Raw genomic sequence first — 16506 nt, 5'->3', positions numbered from 1 at the left:
ATTTGGGTGGCCATCAGGGAGCTCGCCAAGGCAGCTGAAAAGGATGCCACGTGACTCAGTCCGGCTGAGGCGCAGACGTGGCGCCGACAGTTTCAGCAAGATACCGTAGATTTCGCGAGCCGGGCCCTTCGTGGGTTCAATGCGAGTGCCGCGCGTCAATATCTGCCGATATACCTTGGCCAACAGGTCGTCCAGGGAATCAGCGCGAACGTACACGATGGAGGAACGCCCTAGGCGAAGAGGGCTAGCTGCGCGTCGCCGCTCGAAGTAGCGACGACTGGCTCTGGTACGAGTACTTGCCTTGCAATGCGCACGACGTCCCGAGGACCTACGGGACAAGCGCCGCAGCAAAGGGCGTTTAGCCGCTGGGCAGCAGTGATGTCGTAGTGGGGATGGCGTGCCCCACGATGGAAGGCGCGGGCAGGTATCCCGACGCAAGCGGCGAAAGCATGAAGCTCATCAAGGCTGTCTGCGGTGAGATGGAACCAGCCACGACCGTACTTCGACACATTGGCATTGTCTACGTAAACCAATTTACCCCCCTTTTTGAAAGAATGTAACATGGCTAAAAGGCGGGTGGATCAAAGTTAGCACCTAGTAGCCACTTTGTGTGGCGTTGACCCGCGCCAAGCGGACGGTGCGTTTGATCACCTTGACCAAACGCGAGTCAGTCTTTGTGACCGAGCTGGTCAAGGACCATGGGTTGAGCATCCAGAACCTGGACGGCGAAGACCGGGAGGAAGAGCTGTGTCCGGAATGCGGTCAGGGCTTCCTGACCATCCGCAAGGGCAAGTACGGACTGTTCCATGGATGCACTGGGTTTCCACGGTGCAAGTTCACGAAGAAGATTTCCAACACCAACACGGATCAGAAGGTATTCAGCACAGCGCCCCGATCCCAACCAATGCGCAGATGAACATGACGACCTCTCAAGCCGAACAGACTTTTGCCGAGGCCATCAAGGACGCGGAGAACTTGTTGGCACACTTCAAAACCCTGAACACGTTGCCGCCACCGCCGGAGACGGAGGTGCTCAAGCGGGCGGGGCTGGTGATGGCCATGACCGCATGGGAGACGTACGTCGAGGATCGAGTTCAAGAGGCCGCGTTACATCGTTTGAGTGGGCTGACCGACACGAGTCTGGGTAGCTTCGTCAAGTCAAGGCTGGAAGAGGAGATCAAACGGCTGCACAACCCTACGGCAGAGAAGACGCTACAGCTGTTTCAGGATTACGCAGGTGTGGATCTCTTGCCTCATTGGAAGTGGAACCACGTCGATGCCCCAACGGCCAAGCAAAAACTCAACGGCTACCTCAATCTGCGCGGTGACGTGGTTCACCGTTCGCGTGTAAGTGTCAAAGGGCCCCCGCAGCCTCACCCCGTGACGAAGGAGGATTTGCAGAAGGCGATCAATTTTCTGAAAGAGCTTGTGAGGGCAACGGAGAAGGCGTTTGGATGAGCGGATTAGGCTGGATCCGGTCATTCCTTCATGACGTATCAATGTTCGAAGAGGCCGCAAGCAGTCATTTGACAAAGAAGCCCTCAAGCGACAGTTGGTCGGTTTGTCCGGAGAATGAGCCGACCAAGCACCGAAATGGTCAGCGTGGCTGGAACGCAATGATCCCCATACCCAACAAGGCCACTGCCGCACCGGTTGCATCCCAGGCAGAAGGTCGGACTCCATCCACCGCCCACAGCCACGCGATGGCTGCACCGATATAAACCCCGCCATAGGCTGCGTACACACGCCCTGAGGCCGCATCATGCAAAGTCAACAGCCAAGCGAACAGTGCGAGACTGGCCGCGGCCGGCAGCAGTAACCACGCTGAGCCTCCTTGGCGAAGCCACAGCCAGGGCAGATAGCAGCCAACGATCTCGGTCAAGGCGGTGGCGACGTACAGCAAAAAGGTCTTCATGGTGGGTCAGTGCGAAAGATGTGCATGGCAAGCGCACGCTTCGCCATGCGCGGCGGCCACCAGTTCCTTGAGGATGCCGCAGTCAGTTCCTTCGTCGTCACAACGGCCACAACTGGCCTGTAGCAACAGCAGCTGCTTCTCCAGTGCGCGCATGCTCTTGAGCCGCGCCCGCACCTTGTCGATCTGCTCCTGAACCAGCCTGTCCACGTCCGGGTGTGGCTCGCCCGGTGCGTCCAGCGCGCCCAGCAGCCGGCGGATATCGGCAAGCGGCATTTCCAGCGCGCGGCAGTGGCGGATGAAGGCCAGACGTTCCAGATGGGTGCTCGCGTAGTCGCGGTAGCCGTTGTCCTGCCGGGCCGGCTCCGGCAGGAGGCCTTGTTTTTCGTAGTAGCGAATGTTTTCCACGTCCACTCCAGTGGCCTCGGCCAGTTCCTTGATGCGCATGGGGTTTCTCCGGTCGGTTGGACGGAAGGCTTGACTCTGGAGTCGCTCCAGGGTTTCCAATACCGGCATTCTGAAGGAGTTTCCATGTCGGCCCACTGCTGTGAACACGAATGCCCCGCCCCCGGACAGATCACCAACCTGCCACGCTACCGACGCGTGCTGTGGATCGCGCTGATCGTCAATGCCGCCATGTTTTTGGTCGAACTGGCTGCGGGCTTCTCATCCGGTTCTCTGTCCCTTCTGGCCGATGCCATCGACTTCGCCGGTGACGCGCTGAACTACGGTGTGTCGCTGGCTGTGCTGGCGTCTGCGCTGGCCTGGCGCGCTCGGGCGGCCATGCTCAAAGCGTTCAGCATGATGGGGTTTGGTCTGTATGTGCTGGGCAGCGCCGTCTGGGCGGTCTGGAACGGCCGGGTACCCGATGCGCCGACCATGGGTGTGGTGGCATTGCTGGCGCTGCTGGCCAACGTGTCGGTGGCCTGGCTGCTGTATGCGTTTCGCGAAGGCGACGCCAACATGCGCAGCGTCTGGCTGTGCTCCCGCAACGATGCCATTGGCAACGTGGCGGTGTTCCTGGCAGCCCTGGGGGTTTTTGGTACCGGGACCGCCTGGCCAGATCTGCTCGTGGCGGCGCTGATGGCGGGGCTGGCCTTGCACGGTGGCTGGCAGGTGTTGCGTCAGGCCAGGGGAGAACTTGGAACCACTGATGCCAGTGACCACGGGCATGACCACCATGGCCACGCCCATTGAGCCCATTGAGCCCGTGGAGACGGTGGTGTTCGACGCGCACACCTTCGAGCGGCTGTCGCAGGCTTACCAGCGCCTCGGCCATCACGATGTTGCGCAGGCTTGGCACCTGCTCGAAGCCATGCACGTTCTGGGGCAGACGCGCTTGCTCCCGCATGCACGCTCTCACTGTTTCATGCTTGGGCTCGCCTGGCGGACGCGCGACCTTTCCGAGCTGGGCGGGCAATTCCTGAGGCTGCTCCTGGTGCCTCTTGGACATCTTCTCGGCCGTCTCCCGCTGGGCAACACCGGTCGCGCAAACATCAGTGCGTTCCAGCCCATGACGGTGACCCCGAAACTGTGGGCCACCATTCGCCAGTTCCAGTCCTCAGCTGACAGTTGAACATCCTGAGGCAAATCAGGGCAACGCATCCCGCCCAGCGCCAGCGCCGTAAAATCCCACTGTCATGCGCGTCGTTCTGCTCACCCTCTTGATGCTGTTCTGCCTGCCCCTGCAGTGGGCGGGAGCGGCCGAGCGCGAGCCTTGTGCGCATGAGCCCTGTGCTTCCGCACATGCCACTCTGACAGTCGCGCCGGCTCTGGCCAACACCGACAACCATGTCGGTGAATCCCACGCACAGCACTCCCACTGTGGAAGCTGTCACTCCGGCGCTCTGGCCCTGTCGGCGTGCGCGCTCTTTGTCCCGAGCGACGAAGCCAGCCGCCTGCACATGGTGGCCAGCCTCTGGACCGAAGTCCTCCTCATTGAGCGGCCCGAACGGCCGCAGTGGCCCACCCTGGCCTGACCAGGGTTCGGCTTTTTTGACGGCGCCCAGCGCCGCACCGCTCCGATCCCTGTGAAGCGAGTCAGCCATCGTGGCTGGTGATGTCCGTTCTTTCAGGGTTCTTTTTCATGTCTGCATTTCCCTGGCGGGGCCGTCCCCGCCTGGCTTGGCTTTTGGCCGTGGCCTTTCTTCTGGCGCTGGACCAGTTGAGCAAAGCCTGGTTTGCCAGCTCCATCGCGCTGGGCACGGCCGTCGAGGTCACGACCTGGTTCAACCTGGTTCATGTGCTCAATACTGGTGCCGCGTTTTCGCTGCTGGCCGATGCGGGCGGCTGGCAGCGGGTGTTCTTCATCGCTATCGGTTTCATGGTGGTGGTGCCCATTACCTTTGTCTGCCTCGCGCGCCAGGTGGAACCGCTGGAACGGACCGCGGGAGCATTGCTGGTGGCTGGCGGCAGCGGCAACCTGATCGACCGCATCGCCAGCGGCGCGGTCACCGACTTCCTCGACATCCACTGGCGTGGGCTGCATTGGCCGGCCTTCAACCTGGCCGATGTGTTCATCGTGCTGGCAGCGGGCGCCTGGATTCTGATGTCCTTTCGGCCGTCAGTCGCCTCCTCGGAGCGTCCATCATGACCCGGCCCTGGACCCTGTTGCTGCTGGCCTGGCTGGTGGCAATCACCGCCACCCTGGGCGCGCTGTTTATCGGTGAAGTCATGGGCATGACGCCGTGCGTGCTGTGCTGGTACCAGCGCATCTTCATGTTCCCCATCGCCATCATCCTGGGGATCGCCTGCTTCACCGATGACCGCCGCGGCGCCATCTATGCCCTGGCCCTGGCCCTGGGCGGTCTGGCCATGGCTGGCTACCACACCTTGCTGGTCGCGGGCCTGATCCCCAAAGCCTGGGTGCCTTGCAGCGCCGGGGTGTCTTGCGCGGACCAGAAGCTCGAAATCCTCAATGGCGTCCAGATTCCCTGGCTGTCACTGGCCGCGTTCATGGCGCTGGTCATCCTTCTCGTCGTCTACCTCAGAAAGTCCTCACGATGAATTCCAAAAAAATCACCGTCGCCGCCTTGGTCGCCATCGTCCTGGTGTTCTTCTTCCTGGGCATGAATGCCTACCAGAAGCGGGTCCAGAACTCGCAGGCAGAGAAGGTCAACCAGGTCGTTAAGGAATCCACCGCTCAGCCGGCCAACCCGTCGGGTAGCCCGGCAGACAACCGGCTGGTCCGCTTCCATTCGCCGGTCTTCGGGCCGCGCAACGCGCCGGTCACCATCGTCGAGTTCTTTGACCCGGCGTGCGAGACCTGCCGCGCGTTCTACCCCATCGTCAAAGACATCCTCAAGCAATACCCGAACGATGTGCGCCTGGTGATTCGCTACGCCCCCTTCCATGCCGGTTCTGATCAGGTGGTCAAGTTGCTGGAAGCCGCCAAACTGCAAGACAAGTACCTGCCCGTGCTGGAGATGGTGCTGGCCGCCCAGCCGCAGTGGGCCGACCATGGCAAGCCCAACCTCGATCTCGCATACCGCGCTGCACAAGAAGCGGGTCTGGACATAGCCAAGGCACAGGCCGACGCACAGACACCAGCCATCGACGCGGTTCTGAAGCAGGACATCGAGGACCTGACCGCCCTGGAAGTGACCAAGACCCCCACCTTCTTCGTCAATGGCCGTGGTCTGCCGTCTTTTGGCGATCAGCAGTTGATGGCGCTCGTGGCCGAAGAAGTGGCCAAAGCCAGGAAGTGACATGAGCCAGCGTTTTCCACCCATTTCAAACGATTCGTCTGTCGACCGTCGGCGATTTGTTCAGACGTCGTTCGCTTGCTTGGCAGGTATCCCTGCGTTGATGGCCTGTTCACAAGAAGCGCCCAAGTTCAAGAGCACCGATGTGACCGGCGCCTCCTTTGCCCAGGATCTCCGGCTGAAGGATCACAACGGCAACCTGAGGAAGATGAAGGACTTCAAGGGCAAGATCGCGGTCGTTTTCTTCGGCTTCACGCAGTGCCCGGACGTCTGCCCCACCTCGATGACCACCATGGCAGAGGTCAAGCGTTTGCTGGGTGCCCAGGGTGATCGACTGCAGGTGCTCTTCGTCACGGTGGACCCCGAGCGGGACACGCAGGCGCTGCTGAAGGAATACATGGCGAACTTCGACCCGAGCTTCATCGCGCTGCGGCCCGAGCCCGACGAACTCAAAGACGTCGCCACTGGCTTCAAGATATATTACAAGAAGGTCCCGGGTTCGACCCCGACCTCCTACACCATGGACCACTCGGCAGGGAAGTACATCTTCGACACCGAAGCCCGGGTCCGCCTGTTTTCCGCCTACGGAACCGATGCCGCCACGATCGCGTCGGACATCCAGATCCTTTTGTCCGCGGCCTGAGGCACCTCGACCCCCTTGGCGAAACCATTCCTGTCTTGTCATGAAGCCCGCCCACCTGCGCAATCTAGCGCGACGAGATGACCTTCACACTCACGCCGGGCCAAAGGCACCGAGATCAAGCTCAAGATGAAGGAGGGCGAGAAGGCCCTGTTCTCCTGGAGCGTGCAGGGCGATGCGGTCAACTACGACACCCATGGTGACGCGCAGGGGCGCTCCATCAGCTACGAGAAGGGCCGTGACGTTCCTTCGGATGAGGGTGAGTTGGTCGCGGCCTTCACAGGCAATCACGGTTGGTTCTGGCGCAACCGCGGCGAGGCCGATGTCACCGTGATGCTGAAGACCGGCGGGGAATACAGCGACATCCAGCGGATGAAATGAGCGACTGGCGAGTTCCAGCGGACTGATCTCGCAATTGCAGCATCAGCCACGCTGCTCTCGCTGTGTAGCCCATCGTACAAGGGTCCGTATTCGTAAAGAAAGGGGACTCTTTCTCCATGGAAGGGATGGCAGCTTTCGCTGCAAACCGGATTCGCCGAACATTGTTGGTGGGAGTGTTCCGCTTAGCGAATGAGTGTTAAGTGGGGTCACGCAACTCCATACTTTGTTGCGCAGTATCTATAGCGATATCTTGGAGGTGTGCCTAGTAGTAGAGCAACATTCTTCGCACCGGAGTGCAGTTCCTACATTGGTTCCTACATTGAGGATTCTAGGCTGCACAAAGAAAAACGACTTACAGCCTTGTGAGCTGTAAGTCGTTGATTTTTATGGTCGGCGTGGCGGGATTCGAACTCGCGACCCCTTGCACCCCATGCAAGTGCGCTACCAGGCTGCGCTACACGCCGAAGCCTTAGATTGTAACCGGTTTTTCCCTCAAATCGGATCCGTCAGCAGTTTTTGCAGTGCCAGCAGCTCGTGGCGCACCGCGGTCCAATCCAGGGTGCCGCCTGCCGTGACCGGCTCGGCCGTGGGCATGGTCGCGGCTTCTGCTGCCGCGGGGGTGGTTCGGCGTTGTTCGCGTTCCTGTTGGGCCAGTTCCTGCAGGCGGTTGCGTGCGCCGTGGATGGTGAAGCCCTGGTCGTAGAGCAGCTCGCGGATGCGGCGGATCATCAGCACCTCGTGGTGCTGGTAGTAGCGCCGGTTGCCGCGGCGCTTCATCGGCCGCAGCTGCGTGAATTCCTGCTCCCAGTAGCGCAGCACGTGGGGTTTGACACCACACAATTCGCCCACCTCACCGATGGTGAAATATCGCTTGGCGGGGATGGGTGGCAGAAGGTCTTCCATGGAATCAAGGCGCTGCGGGGTAAACCTTGGAATCTACTCCAAGTTCTGGCGATTGCCAAACCGCATGGTGGATTTGTGTGAGCGTCAGGCCGCGCGGATCAGTTGTTCCAGCTTGACCGCGTCCACGCAGAAGGCGCGTATGCCTTCGGCCAGTTTTTCGGTGGCCATGGCGTCTTCGTTCAGCGCGTAGCGGAAGCTGGCTTCGGTGTGCTGCACCGCGGGCAGGTCCAGGGCCTGGGCGGCCTGTGGGTCGAGTGCTCGGGTCAGGGGCGACTCGCTGGCGGCCAGTTGGGCCAGCAATTCGGGGCTGATGGTGAGCAGGTCGCAGCCGGCCAGCGCCACGATCTGGCCGATGTTGCGGAAGCTCGCGCCCATGACCTCGGTGGCGATGCCGAAGCGCTTGTAGTGCTCGTAGATCTGGCGCACCGAGCGCACGCCGGGGTCGTTGGCACCGGCCATGGCGGCTTCGTCCCACTGGGCGCCGGCCTGTTTTTTGTACCAGTCGTAAATGCGGCCAACAAACGGCGAAATCAGCCGCACGCCGGCCTGGCCGCAGGCCACGGCCTGGCAGAAGGCGAACAGCAGGGTGAGGTTGGTGCGGATGCCCGCCTGTTCCAACTGCTGTGCGGCCTGGATGCCTTCCCAGGTGGCGGCGATCTTGATCAGCACCCGTTCGGTGGGCACGCCTTCGGCGCGGTACAGGGACATGAGGCGCTGGGCCCGGGCCACGGTGGCCGCGGTGTCGAAGCTCAGGCGGGCATCGACTTCGGTGGACACGCGCCCCGGCACCACAGACAAAATTTCCAGCCCGAAGCGCACCAGCAGCCGGTCCACCTGCTCGTCCATCGCGGCCTGGCCGTGGCGGGCCACGGTGTCGCGCAGCAGCGGGGCGTACTCGGGCTTTTGCACCGACTTGAGGATGAGCGAGGGGTTGGTGGTGGCGTCGCGCGGCTGGAATTGCGCGAGTTGCAGGAAGTCGCCGGTGTCGGCGACCACGGTGGTGTGTTGCTTGAGCGCGTCGAGCTGGTTCATGGTGGGGCTGGGGTCAATTCAGGGGCACGTGGATGCGGCGGATCACGTCGGCGGTGGCGGGGCGCACGCCACGCCACCAGGCAAAGGCTTCGGCGGCCTGTTCCACCAGCATGCCCACGCCGTCGGCCAGGTGGCGCACGCCGGCCGCCTGGGCGTCTTGCAGGAAGGGGGTCAGGCCTTTGCCGTAGACCATGTCGTAGGCCAGGCCGTCGGCCTGCCACGCGCTGGCGGGCACCGGCGGGCGCTCCTGGCCCAGGCTGGCCGAGGTGGCGTTGATGACCACGTCAAAGGCGGCATTGCCCAGGTCGCCGTAACCGCCACCGGCCAGCACCGCGGCCGAGGCGCCGCGGCCGACGAACTCCTGCACCAGGGCCTGTGCTTTGCCCACGGTGCGGTTGGCCACGAACAACAGCGCCGGGGCCTGTTCCAGCAGGGGCAGCAGGGCGCCACGGGTGGCGCCTCCGGCGCCCAGCAGCAGCACGCGCCGGCCGCGCACCGCCTGGGCCAGGTTGTGCACGATGTCGCGCACCAGCCCCACGCCGTCGAAGTTCTCGGCCAGGCAGCGGCTGCCGTCGAACTTCAGGGCGTTGGCGGCCCCGGCCGCGCGGGCGCTGTCGGCCAGGTCGGTGGCGTAGGCGCAGGCGTCCAGCTTGAACGGCACCGTCACGTTCACGCCCCGGCCGCCGTCGGCGCGGAAGCGGTCCACGGTCGCGGCAAAACCGTCCAGCGGCGCTTCGATGGCGGTGTAGGTCAGCGCCTGGCCGGTGGCTTGGGCGAAGGCGCTGTGGATGAGGGGCGATTTGCTGTGGCCAATCGGGTGGCCTATGACGGCGTAACGGTCCATGGGTGCTGCACTGAAAATCGGGGGCCGTGATCGGCTGGGGCCCATTGTCGCCGATGGCGAAGGTGCAAATTTTTTGAACGTGGCCGTCATGGAAGATGGCCCGTCTGCGCAGCCCGCAGAACTACCATGCAGAGCTGCTGTCAATGTCATCGAAGGACCGTTCCATGTCTGCCCAACCCGTTCTGTTTGTGTCCCACGGTTCGCCCATGCTGGCGCTGGTCCCGGGCGAGGCCGGGCCCGCCCTGACCGCCTTGGGCGCCACGCTGGATGCGGCCACCTTGCGGGCCGTGGTGGTGATGTCGCCGCACTGGATGGCGCCCGGCGCCCGGGTGATGACGAATCCGCAGCCCGCCACCTGGCACGATTTCGGCGGGTTTCCCGAGCCTTTGTACCGACTGCAGTACCCGGCCCCGGGCGCGCCCGAAGTGGCCCAGGCGGTGCTGGACCGTTGGTCGGCGGCGGGCGTGTCGGTGCAGGCGGACGCCGAGCGCCCCTTCGACCACGGTGCCTGGATGCCTTTGCGCTTTCTGCTGCCGCAGGCCCAGGTGCCGGTGGTGCAGGTGGCGCTGCCGGCGCGTGCCAGTCCGCAGGCCTTGTACGGCCTGGGCGCGGCCCTGGCCGACCTGCGCGAGCAGGGGGTGTTGCTGGTCGGGTCGGGCAGCATGACCCACAACCTGCACGAACTCTTCGGCGGCGATCGGCCCGAGATGGAGGCACCCACGGCCCCTTATGCACACGACTTTGCCCGCTGGGTCGAGTCGGCCCTGCAGGCCCAGGACATGGAGGCCTTGTTCGACTACCGCCGCCAAGCCCCGGCCGCGGTCCGTTCACACCCGACCGACGAGCATTTCCTGCCCTTGTTTTTCGCCCTGGGGGCGGCTGGCTGGGGGTACCCAGGGGGGGCGCAGCCCGACTACTTCACCCGCGAGGTCCAGTACGGCCACCTGGCCATGGACAGCTTCGCCCTGCATTGAGCACGCGGCCTTTACGACACCCACTTGGTGTCGTCGTTGGCGTTGAGGTCGGGCGTGGCGTCTTCGAGCATGCGCTCGCGCAGGGCCAGGATGTCCATGAGCACATCGAAGGGGAAGCCGTGCCGGCCGCCCCGGTGGTCGTGCGTGAGTTCGTCGAAGTAGTGGCGCAAACCGGACTCGTCGTCTTTCAGGGCGACGATCTGGTTGGCGATGCGGGGGAACTGGCCCGTCAGGGCCTGTGGGTAGGGCAACCCCGAGAGGGCGCGCAGGTGCTCTTCTGCGGCTTGCGACAACGGCGTGTTCGCTTCGTCCATGTCGTCTCCTTGCAGCGGCCTTGTGCGACCGCATCCAGAGGCAGTGTAGGACTTTGGCGCCGCCGTCACAAGGGCCGGCACAAGGGCGGCGGCGCCCAGGGCGCTCAGGCGCAGTCGCCCACCGGCACGCAGCTGCAGAACAGGTTGCGGTCGCCGTAGACGTTGTCCACCCGGCCCACCGACGGCCAGTACTTCACGGCCTGGCCGGTCTTCAGCATGGCACCCACCTCGCGCGGGTAGGCGTGGGCCCACTCGCCCTGCAGCAGGCTGTTGGCCGTGTGCGGGGCATTTTTCAGCGGGTTGTCGTCCTTGGGCCAGACACCGGCTTCCACCTGGCGCACCTCGTCGCGGATGGCAATCATGGCGTCGATGAAACGGTCCAGTTCTTCGCGGGTTTCGCTTTCGGTGGGTTCCACCATCAGGGTGTTGGCGACGGGGAAGCTCAGCGTCGGGGCGTGGAAGCCGTAGTCCATCAGGCGCTTGGCCACGTCTTCGGCCATGACGCCACTGGTTTCCTTCAGGCCACGCAGGTCCAGGATGCACTCGTGCGCCACGTGGCCGTTGGCGCTGGCGTACAGGGTGGGGTAGTGGTCGGCCAGGCGCTTGCTGATGTAGTTGGCGCTGAGGATGGCGGTTTCGGTGGCCTGCTGCAGACCGGCCGCGCCCATCATGCGGATGTACATCCAGCTGATGGGCAGCACGGCGGCGTTGCCCAGCGGCGCGGCCGAGACGGCGCCCACGGCTGGGGTGGCGCTGGAGACGGTGTCGTTGACCGGACCCACGTAGGCGCCCTGGGTGCTGGCCGTGGCGTGGCCGGGCAGGTAGGGGGCCAGGTCGGCCACCACGCACACCGGGCCGACGCCGGGGCCGCCACCACCGTGCGGGATGCAGAAGGTCTTGTGCAGGTTCAGGTGGCTCACGTCGCCGCCGAATTCGCCCGGCGCGGCCACGCCGACCAGGGCGTTCATGTTGGCGCCGTCCACGTAGACGCGGCCGCCGTGGCGGTGCACCAGCTCGCACAGGGCCTTCACCTCGGTTTCGAACACGCCGTGGGTGCTGGGGTAGGTGATCATCACCGCGGCCAGGTTCGCGCTGTGTTTTTCGCAGGCGGCGCGCAGGTCGTCCAAGTCCACGTTGCCTTGCTCGTCGCACTTGGTGACGACCACCTCCATGCCGGCCATTTGGGCGCTGGCGGGGTTGGTGCCGTGGGCGCTGGACGGGATCAGGCAGATGTTGCGGTGGCCCTCGCCACGCGCGGCGTGGTAGCCCCGGATGGCCAGCAGGCCGGCGTATTCACCCTGCGAGCCGGCGTTGGGCTGCAGGCTGATGGCGGCGTAGCCGGTGGCTTGGCACAGCCAGGCGCGCAGCTGTTCGTCCAGCAGGCGGTAGCCTTCCAACTGGTCGGCCGGGGCGTAGGGGTGTAGGTGGGCGAATTCCGGCCAGGTGATGGGGATCATCTCGCTGGTGGCGTTGAGCTTCATGGTGCAGCTGCCCAGCGGGATCATGCTGCGGTCCAGCGCCAGGTCCTTGTCGGACAGGGCGCGGATGTAGCGCAGCATGCCGGTTTCGGAGTGGTGGCTGTTGAACACCGGGTGCGTCAGGTAGGTGCTGGTGCGGCGCAGTTCGGACGGGATCAGCGCGGCCACGCCGCCTTCGAAAGTGGCCACCTGCGGCAGGGCCTGGCCCGGCTGGGCGAACAGCGACCACAGCAGGGCGAGGTCGTCGCGGGTGGTGGTTTCGTCCAGCGACAGGGCCACGCAGTGGGCGCGCGCGCCGGACAGCGGGCGCAGGTTGACGCCGTTGGCCGCGGCGTGCTGCACCAGGGCGTGGGCCGCGCCGGCGCTGGCGGTGGCCACGGTCAGGGTGTCGAAAGCGGTGTGGTGCACCACCTGCACGCCCAGGGTTTGCAGGCCTTGCGCCAGGATGGCGGTGTAGGTGGCCACGCGTTCGGCGATGCGCTTCAGGCCTTGCGGGCCGTGGTACACGGCGTACATGCTGGCGATGACCGCCGGCAGCACCTGTGCGGTGCAGATGTTGGAGGTGGCTTTTTCGCGGCGGATGTGCTGCTCGCGGGTTTGCAGTGCCAGGCGGTAGGCCGGGTGGCCGTGCACGTCCACGCTCACGCCCACCAAGCGGCCGGGCAGCGAACGCTTGAACGCGTCGCGGCAGGCCATGTAGGCGGCGTGCGGGCCACCGGCACCCATGGGCATGCCGAAGCGCTGGCTGGCGCCCACCACGATGTCGGCGCCCATTTCGCCGGGGGATTTCAGCAGCGTCAGCGCCAGCAGGTCGGCCGCCAGGATCAAGGCGGCGCCGCGGTCGTGCAGGGTGGCGGCGGAGGCGCTCCAGTCGCACAGCCAGCCGGTGCTGCCGGGGTACTGGTTGATGGCGGCGAAGCAGTCGTCATGGCGAATAGCCGCGTTCCACTCGGCTTCCGAGGCCACCACCTGCACCGCCAGGCCCAGCGGCAGGGCGCGGGTGCGGATCACCTCCACCGTTTGCGGGTGGCAGTCGGCACTGACCACGAAGGTGTGGCCCTTGGCCTTGACCGAGCGCTTGGCCAGGGTCATGGCCTCGGCGGCGGCGGTGGCCTCGTCCAGCATGGAGGCGTTGGCGATGTCCATGCCGGTCAGGTCGGCGACCATGGTCTGGAAGTTGACCAGGGCTTCCATGCGACCCTGCGAAATTTCGGCCTGGTAGGGCGTGTAGGCGGTGTACCAGGCGGGGTTTTCCAGGATGTTGCGCAGGATCACACCCGGGGTATGGGTGTTGTAATACCCCTGCCCGATGAAGCTTTTGAAGACCTTGTTCTTGCCCGCGATGGCCTTGAGTTCGGCCAGTGCCTCGGCCTCGGTGACGGCGGGTGGCAGGGCCATGCCAGCGCCGCGGGCGATGCTGCGCGGCACGATGCCGTCGATCAGGGCGCGGCGCGAGGCCTCGCCGATGACGGACAGCATGTGGGCTTCGTCTTCGGCGCCGATGCCGATGTGGCGGGCGATGAATTCGCTGGCGTTTTCAAGTTCGGCCAGGGGGCGGGGGGTGGACGACAACATGGCGGGTTGCTCCGGGCAAGATCAAGGAAAGACACCGCCCGAGGGCGGTGCCGAAAAGGGACGCGGGGATTTACTGGGTCAAGGCGCCGTAGGCGGTTTCGTCCAGCAGGCCGTCGAGTTCGGCGGCGTTGCTGAGCTTGACTTTGAAGAACCAACCGGCGCCCAGCGGGTCGCTGTTGGCCAGCGAGGGGTCGTCGCGCAGGGCCTCGTTGACTGCGGTGATTTCACCGGTCACGGGCATGTACACATCGGCCGCGGCCTTGACCGACTCGACCACGCCGGCCACGTCCTTGGCGGCGAAGGTGGCGCCCACCTCGGGCAGCTCCACGAACACCACGTCGCCCAGCGCGTCCTGCGCGTGGTGGGTGATGCCGACGGTGGCGATGTCGCCTTCCACGTTCAGCCATTCGTGGTCGGGGGTGTATTTCAGGCTCATGTGCAGCTCCAGATGTCAAAAAAGTGGGGTGGGTGCGCGGCGGCAGCGCCGGGCGCACCGGGGCAAGAAACCGTCAACCGCGGTGGTAGCGGTTGGGCACGAAGGGCAGGGCGACCACTTCCATCGGCACCGCCTTGCCACGGACCAGCGCCTGCACCTGGGTGCCGAGCGCAGCATAACCGGATTCGACGTAGCCCAGCGCGATCGGCTGGTTGATGGTGGGACCGAGCAGGCCGCTGGTGACTTCGCCGATGCGCTGGCCGTCGGTGTTTTGCAGCTCGACGTGCTCGCGCACCGGGATGCGGTCTTTGGCCAGCAGGCCCACGCGCAGGCGGGTGGCGGGCTGGCTGCCGTCCAGCTGGGCCAGCACCCGGTCGGCACCAGGAAAGCCGCCGGCGCGGGCGCCACCGCTGCGGCGGACCTTCTGCATGGCCCAGTTCAGGCCGGCTTCCACCGGGGTGGTGCCGGTGTCGATGTCGTTGCCGTACAGGCACAGGCCGGCTTCCAGGCGCAGCGAGTTGCGCGCGCCCAGGCCGATGGGCTGAACCTCGGGCTGGGCCAGCAGGGCGCGGGCCAGGGCCTCGGCCTGGTCGTTGTGGACGGAAATCTCGAAGCCGTCCTCGCCGGTGTAGCCGCTGCGGGTGATGTAAAGCTCAGCCTCGTTCCAGGTGTAGGCGCCACCGGTCATGAACACCAGTTGCTCCACGCCCGGCACCAGGCGCTGCAGCGCGGCCACCGCCTGCGGACCTTGCAAGGCCAGCAGCGCGCGCTCGGGCATGGGGACGACCTGGCAACGCTGGCCGATCCGGGCCTGGATGTGGGCGATGTCACTGGCCTTGCAGGCGCCGTTGACGATCACGAAAATGTCGCTGCCCCGGTTGACGAACATCAGGTCGTCGATGATGGTGCCTGCGTCGGTCAGCAGCAGGCCGTAGCGTTGCTTGTTCAAACCCAGACCGATCACGTCCACCGGCATCAGGGTTTCAAACGCGGCGGCGGCGTCGGCCCCCACCAGACGCAACTGGCCCATGTGCGACACGTCGAACAGGCCGGCGGCGTTGCGGGTGTGGGCGTGTTCGGCCATCAGGCCGGCGGGGTATTGCACCGGCATGGAGTAGCCAGCAAAGGGCACCATGCGGGCACCCAGTTCCAGGTGCAGGGCGTTGAGGGGCGTGGTCAGCAGGGCAGCGGTGTCGGACATGGCGTGGGGGCAGTGGGGTGCGCAAACACATGCTCCAGCCACCGTGGCCGGTGTGGCATGTGCACTGCCCGCCTGTCCGCTTTACCTGAGAGATTCACACTGGCGATGCAGCGCTTGCTCCTTCGGTGGCCCGACTCGGGGCCGGGCTCTCTCCAGGGGGTGACGATGAGCGTCCCCAGGGAGCGCTCGACGCTTGCCAGTCCTTTTGCCTGAGCGTTCAGGGCCGGTGGGCATCGCCCTTCGACCTCCTGCGCCTTCGGCGGCCCCTCGGGGGAGCTCTCTCCTGACAGGGGCAGATTGTAGCCCGTCGGCGCGCCATGGACGCATGGGCCCGGTGCGGCGGCGGACAGCGGTGGGGGCGTCGCGTATCATTTTCGCCATCGCTGCCGCCCTCGCGGCAGACAGGAAAGACCCCGCCATGAGGCACCCGCAGGGCCCTTCGGCCGTGGAACTGAAGTCGCAAGCCGCCCATTGGCTGGCCACGCCCTCGGCGCTGGACAGCCTGGGGCTGGACGATGCCATGACCGTGGTCGACTACATGCGGCCGCAGGCCCTGGCGGCGGGCGACGTGCTGGTGGCCGAAGGTGAGGCCGATGCGTTGGACCGGATGTGGCTGGTGCTGGAGGGCGAGCTGTCGGTGGAAAGCCCCGCCCTGCAGACCGGCGAGGCCGAGTTGGTGGTGCGCGTCATGGGGCCGGGCAGCTTGATCGGCGAACTCAGCCTGCTCGACGGCGGCCCGCGTTCGGCCAGTTGCGTCGCCACCACCGACCTGCTGGTGGCGACCCTGGACCGCGAAGATTTTTTGCGCCTGCTGGCCGAACACCCGGCGGTGGGTGCACGTTTGCTGCTGGCCATGGCCAAACGCATGGCCGGGCACGTGCGCGACCTCACGCGCAAACTGCAGCTGTTCGCGCAAATGAACCGGACCCTGAGCGAAGCCCTGGACGCCCCGGTCGATCCGACGCCGGTGGTGGACTGGCCCGCCATCGACGGGCCGGACGCCGATTGACGCGCGGCCTCACATCCCCGCGTAATTGGGCCCGCCACCGCCCTCGGGCGTGACCCAGACGATGTTCTGCGTCGGGTCCTTGATGTCGCAGGTCTTGCAGTGC

The 16506-nt window shown here is 65.2% G+C and carries 23 protein-coding genes, 1 tRNA gene and 2 riboswitches; of the genes, 12 read left to right on the top strand and 12 right to left on the bottom strand.

Annotation, left to right across the window (positions count from 1 at the left end; genetic code table 11):
* Positions 1-230: 230 nt before the first annotated feature.
* Positions 231-563, bottom strand: a complete 333-nt coding sequence (locus tag CON77_RS09805; RefSeq protein WP_101048968.1) for a DUF4031 domain-containing protein — start codon at positions 561-563, stop codon at positions 231-233.
* Between the two features lie 47 nt (positions 564-610).
* Here CON77_RS09805 and CON77_RS09800 point away from each other — a divergent pair, with 47 nt between their 5' ends.
* Positions 611-916, top strand: coding sequence for a topoisomerase DNA-binding C4 zinc finger domain-containing protein (locus tag CON77_RS09800; protein ID WP_101048967.1), 306 nt, complete (start codon positions 611-613; stop codon positions 914-916).
* The gene (locus CON77_RS09795; protein ID WP_198552332.1) at positions 913-1458 is read left to right on the top strand and encodes a HEPN domain-containing protein; all 546 of its coding nucleotides are present in this window, start codon (positions 913-915) and stop codon (positions 1456-1458) included. The genes CON77_RS09800 and CON77_RS09795 overlap by 4 nt, the downstream gene beginning before the upstream one ends.
* Before the next feature lie 139 nt (positions 1459-1597).
* Here the strand turns inward: CON77_RS09795 and CON77_RS09790 are convergent, their stop codons facing one another.
* Positions 1598-1915, bottom strand: a complete 318-nt coding sequence (locus tag CON77_RS09790; protein ID WP_101048966.1) for a YnfA family protein — start codon at positions 1913-1915, stop codon at positions 1598-1600.
* A 6-nt stretch (positions 1916-1921) separates the two neighbouring features.
* Complete coding sequence (locus CON77_RS09785) at positions 1922-2359, bottom strand: Cd(II)/Pb(II)-responsive transcriptional regulator (RefSeq protein WP_101048965.1); 438 nt, start codon at positions 2357-2359, stop codon at positions 1922-1924.
* Positions 2360-2443: 84 nt separating this feature from the next.
* On the opposite strand from CON77_RS09785, the gene CON77_RS09780 reads away from it, so the two are divergent.
* The 8 genes from CON77_RS09780 to CON77_RS09745 all read left to right on the top strand — a co-directional run bounded on the left by CON77_RS09780 (position 2444) and on the right by CON77_RS09745 (position 6637).
* A complete protein-coding gene (locus tag CON77_RS09780) occupies positions 2444-3109 on the top strand; it encodes a cation efflux transmembrane domain-containing protein (RefSeq protein ID WP_101048964.1) in 666 nt (221 codons plus the stop codon).
* The gene (locus CON77_RS09775; protein ID WP_101048970.1) at positions 3093-3488 is read left to right on the top strand and encodes a DUF3703 domain-containing protein; all 396 of its coding nucleotides are present in this window, start codon (positions 3093-3095) and stop codon (positions 3486-3488) included. The genes CON77_RS09780 and CON77_RS09775 overlap by 17 nt, the downstream gene beginning before the upstream one ends.
* A gap of 64 nt (positions 3489-3552) precedes the next feature.
* Positions 3553-3891 carry a hypothetical protein gene (locus CON77_RS09770; RefSeq protein WP_101048963.1) on the top strand — a complete coding sequence of 113 codons (339 nt, stop codon included), beginning with the start codon at positions 3553-3555 and terminating at the stop codon, positions 3889-3891.
* Between the two features lie 80 nt (positions 3892-3971).
* Positions 3972-4505, top strand: a complete 534-nt coding sequence (gene lspA / locus CON77_RS09765; RefSeq protein WP_101048962.1) for a signal peptidase II — start codon at positions 3972-3974, stop codon at positions 4503-4505.
* A complete protein-coding gene (locus CON77_RS09760) occupies positions 4502-4918 on the top strand; it encodes a disulfide bond formation protein B (RefSeq protein WP_101048961.1) in 417 nt (138 codons plus the stop codon). The genes lspA and CON77_RS09760 overlap by 4 nt, the downstream gene beginning before the upstream one ends.
* A gap of 26 nt (positions 4919-4944) precedes the next feature.
* Positions 4945-5619, top strand: a complete 675-nt coding sequence (locus tag CON77_RS09755; RefSeq protein ID WP_232788482.1) for a DsbA family protein — start codon at positions 4945-4947, stop codon at positions 5617-5619.
* Position 5620: 1 nt separating this feature from the next.
* On the top strand, positions 5621-6259 hold the full coding sequence (locus CON77_RS09750; RefSeq protein WP_198552330.1) for an SCO family protein: 639 nt from the start codon (positions 5621-5623) through the stop codon (positions 6257-6259).
* Positions 6260-6385: 126 nt separating this feature from the next.
* Positions 6386-6637 (top strand): hypothetical protein, encoded by a 252-nt coding sequence (locus CON77_RS09745; RefSeq protein WP_198552329.1) that lies wholly within the window; start codon positions 6386-6388, stop codon positions 6635-6637.
* A 387-nt stretch (positions 6638-7024) separates the two neighbouring features.
* On the opposite strand, the gene CON77_RS09740 is transcribed toward CON77_RS09745, so the two are convergent.
* From CON77_RS09740 to aroE, 4 genes are all read right to left on the bottom strand, one after another.
* Positions 7025-7101 (bottom strand) — tRNA-Pro (locus CON77_RS09740).
* A 28-nt stretch (positions 7102-7129) separates the two neighbouring features.
* Entirely contained in the window at positions 7130-7540 is a 411-nt protein-coding gene (locus CON77_RS09735) for a MerR family transcriptional regulator (protein WP_101048958.1), read from the bottom strand.
* A gap of 84 nt (positions 7541-7624) precedes the next feature.
* Positions 7625-8572 (bottom strand): transaldolase, encoded by a 948-nt coding sequence (gene tal / locus CON77_RS09730; RefSeq protein ID WP_101048957.1) that lies wholly within the window; start codon positions 8570-8572, stop codon positions 7625-7627.
* Between the two features lie 13 nt (positions 8573-8585).
* Positions 8586-9416: a shikimate dehydrogenase gene (aroE, locus tag CON77_RS09725; RefSeq protein ID WP_101048956.1), complete on the bottom strand. Its 831-nt coding sequence runs from the start codon at positions 9414-9416 to the stop codon at positions 8586-8588.
* A 164-nt stretch (positions 9417-9580) separates the two neighbouring features.
* Between aroE and CON77_RS09720 the strand changes: the two genes are divergently transcribed.
* Positions 9581-10390 (top strand): dioxygenase family protein, encoded by an 810-nt coding sequence (locus CON77_RS09720; protein WP_232788481.1) that lies wholly within the window; start codon positions 9581-9583, stop codon positions 10388-10390.
* Between the two features lie 11 nt (positions 10391-10401).
* Here CON77_RS09720 and CON77_RS09715 read toward each other — a convergent pair whose 3' ends face one another.
* The 4 genes from CON77_RS09715 to gcvT all read right to left on the bottom strand — a co-directional run bounded on the left by CON77_RS09715 (position 10402) and on the right by gcvT (position 15394).
* Positions 10402-10704 (bottom strand): hypothetical protein, encoded by a 303-nt coding sequence (locus CON77_RS09715; RefSeq protein ID WP_101048955.1) that lies wholly within the window; start codon positions 10702-10704, stop codon positions 10402-10404.
* 104 nt (positions 10705-10808) lie between these two features.
* Complete coding sequence (gcvP, locus tag CON77_RS09710; protein WP_101048954.1) at positions 10809-13757, bottom strand: aminomethyl-transferring glycine dehydrogenase; 2949 nt, start codon at positions 13755-13757, stop codon at positions 10809-10811.
* Between the two features lie 70 nt (positions 13758-13827).
* The gene (gene gcvH / locus CON77_RS09705; RefSeq protein WP_101048953.1) at positions 13828-14193 is read right to left on the bottom strand and encodes a glycine cleavage system protein GcvH; all 366 of its coding nucleotides are present in this window, start codon (positions 14191-14193) and stop codon (positions 13828-13830) included.
* Positions 14194-14266: 73 nt separating this feature from the next.
* Positions 14267-15394: a glycine cleavage system aminomethyltransferase GcvT gene (gcvT, locus tag CON77_RS09700; protein ID WP_101048952.1), complete on the bottom strand. Its 1128-nt coding sequence runs from the start codon at positions 15392-15394 to the stop codon at positions 14267-14269.
* A 62-nt stretch (positions 15395-15456) separates the two neighbouring features.
* Positions 15457-15560, bottom strand: a riboswitch (glycine riboswitch).
* Between the two features lie 21 nt (positions 15561-15581).
* Positions 15582-15690: riboswitch (glycine riboswitch) on the bottom strand.
* Between the two features lie 122 nt (positions 15691-15812).
* On the opposite strand from gcvT, the gene CON77_RS09695 reads away from it, so the two are divergent.
* On the top strand, positions 15813-16403 hold the full coding sequence (locus CON77_RS09695) for a cyclic nucleotide-binding domain-containing protein (protein ID WP_101048951.1): 591 nt from the start codon (positions 15813-15815) through the stop codon (positions 16401-16403).
* A gap of 9 nt (positions 16404-16412) precedes the next feature.
* Here CON77_RS09695 and CON77_RS09690 read toward each other — a convergent pair.
* The coding region (locus CON77_RS09690) for a 4Fe-4S dicluster domain-containing protein (RefSeq protein ID WP_157826905.1) at positions 16413-16506 on the bottom strand (94 nt) is incomplete at its 5' end.

The organism is Macromonas nakdongensis (genome assembly GCF_002837145.1).
Taxonomy (GTDB): Bacteria; Pseudomonadota; Gammaproteobacteria; order Burkholderiales; family Burkholderiaceae_C; genus Macromonas_B; species Macromonas_B nakdongensis.
The sequence above is the reverse complement of the archived record's forward strand: the minus strand, read 5'-3'. Positions and strand labels throughout refer to the sequence as shown.

Excerpts from the sequence above, each read along its gene's own strand:
- gcvT (WP_101048952.1), bottom strand. The coding sequence starts at position 15,394 with ATGTCCGACACCGCTGCCCTGCTGACCACGCCCCTCAACGCCCTGCAC.
- gcvH (WP_101048953.1), bottom strand. The coding sequence starts at position 14,193 with ATGAGCCTGAAATACACCCCCGACCACGAATGGCTGAACGTGGAAGGC.
- CON77_RS09715 (WP_101048955.1), bottom strand. The coding sequence starts at position 10,704 with ATGGACGAAGCGAACACGCCGTTGTCGCAAGCCGCAGAAGAGCACCTG.
- CON77_RS09760 (WP_101048961.1), top strand. The coding sequence starts at position 4,502 with ATGACCCGGCCCTGGACCCTGTTGCTGCTGGCCTGGCTGGTGGCAATC.
- CON77_RS09695 (WP_101048951.1), top strand. The coding sequence starts at position 15,813 with ATGAGGCACCCGCAGGGCCCTTCGGCCGTGGAACTGAAGTCGCAAGCC.
- CON77_RS09805 (WP_101048968.1), bottom strand. The coding sequence starts at position 563 with ATGTTACATTCTTTCAAAAAGGGGGGTAAATTGGTTTACGTAGACAAT.
- CON77_RS09795 (WP_198552332.1), top strand. The coding sequence starts at position 913 with ATGAACATGACGACCTCTCAAGCCGAACAGACTTTTGCCGAGGCCATC.
- CON77_RS09745 (WP_198552329.1), top strand. The coding sequence starts at position 6,386 with ATGAAGGAGGGCGAGAAGGCCCTGTTCTCCTGGAGCGTGCAGGGCGAT.
- CON77_RS09775 (WP_101048970.1), top strand. The coding sequence starts at position 3,093 with ATGGCCACGCCCATTGAGCCCATTGAGCCCGTGGAGACGGTGGTGTTC.
- CON77_RS09735 (WP_101048958.1), bottom strand. The coding sequence starts at position 7,540 with ATGGAAGACCTTCTGCCACCCATCCCCGCCAAGCGATATTTCACCATC.
- gcvP (WP_101048954.1), bottom strand. The coding sequence starts at position 13,757 with ATGTTGTCGTCCACCCCCCGCCCCCTGGCCGAACTTGAAAACGCCAGC.
- CON77_RS09785 (WP_101048965.1), bottom strand. The coding sequence starts at position 2,359 with ATGCGCATCAAGGAACTGGCCGAGGCCACTGGAGTGGACGTGGAAAAC.
- aroE (WP_101048956.1), bottom strand. The coding sequence starts at position 9,416 with ATGGACCGTTACGCCGTCATAGGCCACCCGATTGGCCACAGCAAATCG.
- tal (WP_101048957.1), bottom strand. The coding sequence starts at position 8,572 with ATGAACCAGCTCGACGCGCTCAAGCAACACACCACCGTGGTCGCCGAC.
- CON77_RS09780 (WP_101048964.1), top strand. The coding sequence starts at position 2,444 with ATGTCGGCCCACTGCTGTGAACACGAATGCCCCGCCCCCGGACAGATC.
- CON77_RS09770 (WP_101048963.1), top strand. The coding sequence starts at position 3,553 with ATGCGCGTCGTTCTGCTCACCCTCTTGATGCTGTTCTGCCTGCCCCTG.
- CON77_RS09750 (WP_198552330.1), top strand. The coding sequence starts at position 5,621 with ATGAGCCAGCGTTTTCCACCCATTTCAAACGATTCGTCTGTCGACCGT.
- CON77_RS09790 (WP_101048966.1), bottom strand. The coding sequence starts at position 1,915 with ATGAAGACCTTTTTGCTGTACGTCGCCACCGCCTTGACCGAGATCGTT.
- lspA (WP_101048962.1), top strand. The coding sequence starts at position 3,972 with ATGTCCGTTCTTTCAGGGTTCTTTTTCATGTCTGCATTTCCCTGGCGG.
- CON77_RS09720 (WP_232788481.1), top strand. The coding sequence starts at position 9,581 with ATGTCTGCCCAACCCGTTCTGTTTGTGTCCCACGGTTCGCCCATGCTG.